A 5,747-nucleotide genomic window follows, 5' to 3' on the forward strand; every position below is an offset into this window, starting at 1 on the left:
AGATCTTCTGGACCGGCTCGAAACTTTTCATGCCGACAATCCGGATTTGYTGGGGATCGGCATCGAACGGCTCCGGACGCAGCTTGAGTTGCGCCTGCCCGTGCCTGCGTTCCGTGCAGCCTTGCATAGTCTTGCCCGCGGCGGGGAGATAGCGCTTGATGGAGCCTGGGTGCGGCTTTCCGGGCACGAAGTGACGATGGCCCCACCTGACGAGCGACTGTGGAATGCTATCGAACCGCTACTCGGCGAAGCCGAACGTTTCCGCCCGCCGCGCGTCCGCGATATTGCCGCGTTGTTTGCTGTCCCGGAGCCGCAGGTGCGCCGGCTACTGAAGCTGGGCAGCCGCATTGGTAAGGTACATGAGGTGGCACACGACCATTTCTTCCTGCGAGGTACGGTTGCAGAAATGGTTGCCATCATCGTCGAGATCAGCACAGCTTCCGATGAGGGCTGGTTTACCGCCGCGCAATTTCGCGACCGGGTCGAAAATGGCCGCAAGGTTGCAATCCAGATCCTCGATTTCTTCGATCATCATAGCATCACATTGCGCCGTGGCGACCTTCGCCGGGTCAACCGGAACCGTCTGGATCTCTTTGCGGATACGTCAGATGGTGCGACCGGCGAAAATACTGTTTCTGGAGGAGAATCGTCCCCGGTGGGGCGTCCGGACTTCAAATCCGGGAGGGGCCGAGAGACGGTCTTTGGTGGGTTCGACTCCCACTCTCTTCCGCCACCGCCCGGCCACTCCGGAAGCTCCCAATGACGGCGGTAACCATTTATATCGAGCGGTTGCAGCAAGCAGCCGACAAGGCGCAATCGGTTGAGACCGCCTATCGGCGGGAGGCGGCAACCCGCATAGCGGTGCTCGAACGCGAACGTGCTTTCGCCTTTCGCCGGATGAACCTGATGCGGTCGGTCGCCGAGGCGGCAAAGCCGCAGATGGAGGACGACGGTGATCCGGCCGAGCGGAGCGCTGAGGAAATCGCCGTCGCGCGCGCCCTTGCGCTGTTGCGGGTCAGGCTTGGCTGGTCGTCGGATAGTGAAACCCGGGATGCAACGCTTGCGCGTTTCGCACCTGTGGTCATTGCGCTTCATCGGGCTTCGGGCAGCGCGGAGATGCCTGACGAAACGTCAGGTATCGATGATGCGCTTGGACGCTTCGAGGCCTGGTATGAGGAGGCTCACGGCGTTTCGTTCTGGATGCTTTTTGATAATCCGATGCAGGATACGCCGCGTGTCGACTTCTGAAACCCCGCTCGTAAACTCTACTGCGACGGACATCTGACGCGATTTTCTGCGCTTCCGGTGCTCACGTACCTTAAGTACGCTCCGCTCAGGTTCTCGAAGACCACGCCATATGTCTCGCCTCAGCGACTTTCAACAGACGGGTTCCGCATCCGTTATCAAATGATCTGATTGGACACCGCTTCTTCCAAGTGCGAAGATCACCCGTCACATTCATTTTAGGAACCACTGCGCAAGACTTCGTTTTGATCAAGAGGAAGTTCCATCATGGCAACCTGGCAACCCGATCCCTCATTTTATCCCTCACCGAGAATGGCCGCCAAGGCGCCGGCAGAAAAGCTGGCCTATGTGGCCGCCTTCGATCCGGATCGCAAGAAACCCGATGCAATCGCCGTCGTCGATGTAGATCCGAAATCGTCCTCCTATTCCCGGATTGTCGGCCAGGTCGACATGCCGAATGCGGGTGACGAACTGCACCATTTTGGCTGGAATGCGTGCTCGTCCTGCCTTTGCCCCAATGCGCCGCACCCTCACATGGAAAGGCGTTATCTCGTCGTGCCGGGCCTGAGGTCGTCGAGGCTGCACATCATCGATACGAAGCCCGATCCCCGAAATCCGATGATCGTCAAGGTAATCGAACCCGAAGAAATTGCGGAAAAGGCAGGGTACTCGCGGTTGCATACCATTCACTGCGGACCCGAAGGGATTTATGTCAATGCGCTTGGAAACGCCGAGGGCAAGGCGCCCGGTGGCATATTCCTGCTCGATCCTGAAAGTTTCAATGTGCTTGGCCAATGGGAGATGGATCGCGGGCCGCAAAAGCTCGCCTATGATTTCTGGTGGCACCTCGGCCACGACACGATGATCACAAGTGAATGGGGTACGCCCGATACATTCGAGGATGGGCTTGTCCCGGAGATTCTGCTCGGCAGCAAATATGGACGCAGACTGCATTTCTGGGACCTCCACAAGCGCAAGCATCTGCAGGAGATCGATTTCGGCGAAGAGCACCAGCTCGTGTTCGAACTACGCCCTGCGCATGATCCGACCAAGGCCTATGGTTTCGTTGGCTGCGTCATCAGTCTGAAGRACCTCTCGGCATCGATCTGGACGTGGTATCGTGATGGCAACAAATGGGCTGTCAAAAAAATCATCGAAATTCCTGCCGAACCTGCCGATGCCTCATTGCTGCCGCCTGTGCTGCAAGGCTTCCAGGCGGTTGCTCCACTCGTAACCGATATCGATCTGTCGATGGATGACCGGTTCCTTTATGTTTCATGCTGGGGCACGGGCGATATGATCCAGTATGACGTATCGGATCCTTTCCATCCGAAAGAAACCGGCCGGGTCAGGATTGGTGGTATCGTTTCGCGGGCCACCCACCCGAAGGCCAACAATCGTGCTCTCAATGGCGGGCCGCAAATGGTTGAAATCAGCCGGGACGGAAAGCGTGTTTATTTCACCAATTCGCTTTATGGCGCCATCGATCCGCAGTTCTATCCGGACGGCATCGACGGCTGGATGGTGAAGCTTGACGTCGGGGAGAACGGCGGGATCGCATTCGACGAGAATTTCTTCGTTGACTGGCCGAAAGGTCATCGTCCGCATCAGGTGCGGCTGGAAGGGGGCGACTGCTCATCGGACTCGTATTGCTACCCTTGATGAGGCCGGTATCCGCGAAACGAATGGCAGCGTAGATGGTAGCCATGTCACCGTGGCTGGTGCTTGCTGGCCTTGGCGTCTTTCACGGTCTCAATCCCGCAACGGGCTGGCTCTTTGCCGTGGCGCTTGGTCTGCACAGAAGGAGCCGCAAAACAGTTTTCCTGTCTGTAATTCCCATCGCCATAGGACACGCGATTTCGATCGGTGTTGTTGCATTTTTGGCCGTGTTGCTCGGCCTGATCATCGACCAGCGTATTCTGGAAATTATCGCCGGCGTGGTGTTGCTCGCATGGGCTGTCTATTACGCCACATATGGCCATCGTCACCGTGTCAGGGTCGGCATGACCACGGGAATGACAGGGCTTGGGTTGTGGTCATTCCTGATGGCGACCGCCCATGGGGCAGGCCTCATGCTGGTGCCGGTTGTCATTCCACTTTGCCTTTCGAATAGCCCCGCCAAAGAGCTGACAGCGGCGGGTTCATTGCCGATCGCCCTGGCAGCTATCGGCACGCACATGGCAGCGATGCTCGCGGTGATCCTGCTGGTAGCAATCGCGGTTTACGATTGGTTTGGCCTCGCATTCTTGCGCCGCGGATGGATCAACTTTGATGCCATCTGGATCGCGGCGCTTGCGATTGCGGGTATTGTCCTGATTGCCTGAGGGGCTGTTGGTATTCACACTCGGACGGCCTGCAAATGGCGTTTTTCTGTGCTTCCGGTGCTCACGTACCAGAATGTACGCTGCGCTCCGGTGCTCGAAACCACCATTTTCGCCGCGTCATAGCGTGAATCTCAACGGCCCCTAGAGCGAGTTTTGTCTACTCAGAGCTGGATCTGTTCAATACTCGAGCTTCGGATACCAATCCTTGCCGCGACCTTCGGGCGTTGCATCGAAAATGGTCCACAGTGGCATGGGATCTAGTGCGCCGCGCGGGTCCTGCCCGGGATCGGCGGTCGCTACGCCCATTTCCTCGCTCCAGAAGTGGCTGATTGTGCCGTCGCGACGGGTGAAGACGTTGAATGCGGCTCTATCTTCGTCCTCGGCGCTTACATAGTCGCGAGTATAATCGCCGCTCATGTCCGAGTAGAGCTTGAGGCCGTGCCAGCCGTGTTCCTTCTTGAAGGCGACAAGCCGGTCGATCGGCGAAACTCACAGGGCCGTGCTCACCCTCAAACCGATAATTCCTGGAGACTTCGCCGCCAGGTGGCAATGCCCGGCGTTGCTCGGCAACACGCTCGATATGGCGCCGCAATTCGATCTCTTCGGCCAACAGCGCATTGCGCGCCTGCCGGTATTCATTGTTTTCGTTCGGAAAGTGCGCTTCGCTCAGCTTCACGAGCTCCGCTGCGGGTGTCAGTAGATGGGTGGTGTTCATGATCGATCCGTTGGGTGGTTGTGTATTCGATCCGGCGGCCCAGTCGCAGGGATGAGCCCGCCACAGAGAAGTCTATGGCATTATAACGTTGATATCAACGTATCATATTGTTAGATGTTCCAATTCGCCTCCCGCGTGCTCTCGCTGAGGGCAAATTCGATTTTGCGATGCTCAAATTAAAATCACTCTGATGCTTTTTAATGCGGTTCGGTTCACCCTGCGCCGAAATCAGAGGCGCTTTTTCCGAACTCACTGTCGTTTCACTGGCTAACGTCGCGATCACTCGCAAGAAGGGAGGATATCTGCGTCTGCCCCGCCTGTCATGAATCGTTCTTATTTCGACGGTCGGCCCTCTGGATGCTGCAATTTTTGAAGAAATTCGAGACGGCCAGATGAATTGGCATGGAACATGCTTTGTCTTCTCATGGTGCAAGCTGGCGTTACTCGATCATCGGAATATCCTGGATCGCTACGCCTTCAGACAAGGAAGGTAAAAAAATGACAAAATACAAGCTCGAGTATATTTGGCTGGATGGATACACCCCGGTGCCGAATCTTCGCGGCAAGACGCAGGTCAAGGAGTTCGATAGTTTTCCTGCACTTGAGGATTTGCCGATGTGGGGTTTCGRCGGCAGCTCCACGATGCAAGCGGAAGGCAGAAGTTCGGATTGCGTGTTGAAGCCAGTGGCCATCTATCCTGATAGCGAGCGCAAGAACGGTGCTCTTGTCATGTGCGAAGTCATGATGCCGGATGGCGTTACGCCGCATCCTTCGAACAAGCGCGCATCAATCCTCGATGACGAAAATGCATGGTTCGGATTCGAACAGGAATATTTCTTCTACAAAAATGGCCGTCCACTCGGCTTCCCGGAAGCCGGATATCCAGCACCACAGGGGCCATATTACACGGGCGTTGGCTATAGCAGCGTCGGTGATATTGCCCGCAAGATCGTCGAAGAGCATCTCGATGTTTGCCTGGCAGCGGGCCTCAACCACGAAGGCATCAACGCCGAAGTGGCCAAAGGCCAGTGGGAGTTCCAGATCTTCGGAAAGGGTTCCAGAAAAGCTGCCGACGAGATTTGGCTGGCGCGCTATCTATTGCAGCGTTTGACCGAAAAGTATGGCATTGACGTTGAATACCATTGCAAGCCGCTCGGCGATACCGATTGGAATGGTTCGGGCATGCACGCCAATTTCTCCACGCAGTATATGCGGGAAATCGGCGGCAAAGAGTATTTCGAGCAGTTGATGAGTGCCTTCCAAAGTGCGACGGCCGATCATATCGCCGTCTATGGCCCCGACAATCATCTACGCCTGACTGGCAAGCACGAAACGCAGTCCATTCATACGTTCAGCTACGGCGTGGCTGATCGCGGCGCATCCATCCGGGTACCGCATAGCTTTGTAAACAATGGTTACCGTGGATATCTCGAGGACCGCCGCCCGAACTCACAGGGCGACCC

The 5,747-nt window shown here is 56.6% G+C and carries 4 protein-coding genes, 1 tRNA gene and 2 pseudogenes; 6 read left to right on the forward strand and 1 reads right to left on the reverse strand.

The annotated features are described in order from the left end of the window. Positions 1-7 precede the first annotated feature (7 nt). From ACXJ5O_RS17020 to ACXJ5O_RS17040, 5 genes and pseudogenes are all read left to right on the forward strand, one after another. A pseudogene (locus ACXJ5O_RS17020) lies at positions 8-556 on the forward strand (SelB domain-containing protein); the annotation flags it as partial. Between the two features lie 81 nt (positions 557-637). Then, positions 638-733, forward strand: a tRNA-Sec gene (locus ACXJ5O_RS17025). A 26-nt stretch (positions 734-759) separates the two neighbouring features. Beyond that, positions 760-1,248 carry a hypothetical protein gene (locus ACXJ5O_RS17030; RefSeq protein ID WP_457300917.1) on the forward strand — a complete coding sequence of 163 codons (489 nt, stop codon included), beginning with the start codon at positions 760-762 and terminating at the stop codon, positions 1,246-1,248. A 264-nt stretch (positions 1,249-1,512) separates the two neighbouring features. Then, positions 1,513-2,907 (forward strand): selenium-binding family protein, encoded by a 1,395-nt coding sequence (locus ACXJ5O_RS17035; protein ID WP_457300918.1) that lies wholly within the window; start codon positions 1,513-1,515, stop codon positions 2,905-2,907. A gap of 35 nt (positions 2,908-2,942) precedes the next feature. After that, the gene (locus tag ACXJ5O_RS17040) at positions 2,943-3,569 is read left to right on the forward strand and encodes a hypothetical protein (RefSeq protein WP_457300919.1); all 627 of its coding nucleotides are present in this window, start codon (positions 2,943-2,945) and stop codon (positions 3,567-3,569) included. Between the two features lie 177 nt (positions 3,570-3,746). Here the strand turns inward: ACXJ5O_RS17040 and ACXJ5O_RS17045 are convergent. Beyond that, positions 3,747-4,284: pseudogene (locus ACXJ5O_RS17045) on the reverse strand (DUF899 family protein). A 498-nt stretch (positions 4,285-4,782) separates the two neighbouring features. On the opposite strand from ACXJ5O_RS17045, the gene ACXJ5O_RS17050 reads away from it, so the two are divergent. Continuing rightward, the coding region (locus tag ACXJ5O_RS17050; protein WP_457300920.1) for a glutamine synthetase beta-grasp domain-containing protein at positions 4,783-5,747 on the forward strand (965 nt) is incomplete at its 3' end.

This window comes from Phyllobacterium sp. P5_D12 (assembly GCF_054049495.1).

What these genes read in the sequence shown, in the direction of transcription:
- ACXJ5O_RS17030 (WP_457300917.1), top strand. Translation starts at nt 760, where the DNA reads ATGACGGCGGTAACCATTTATATCGAGCGGTTGCAGCAAGCAGCCGAC.
- ACXJ5O_RS17040 (WP_457300919.1), top strand. Translation starts at nt 2,943, where the DNA reads ATGGTAGCCATGTCACCGTGGCTGGTGCTTGCTGGCCTTGGCGTCTTT.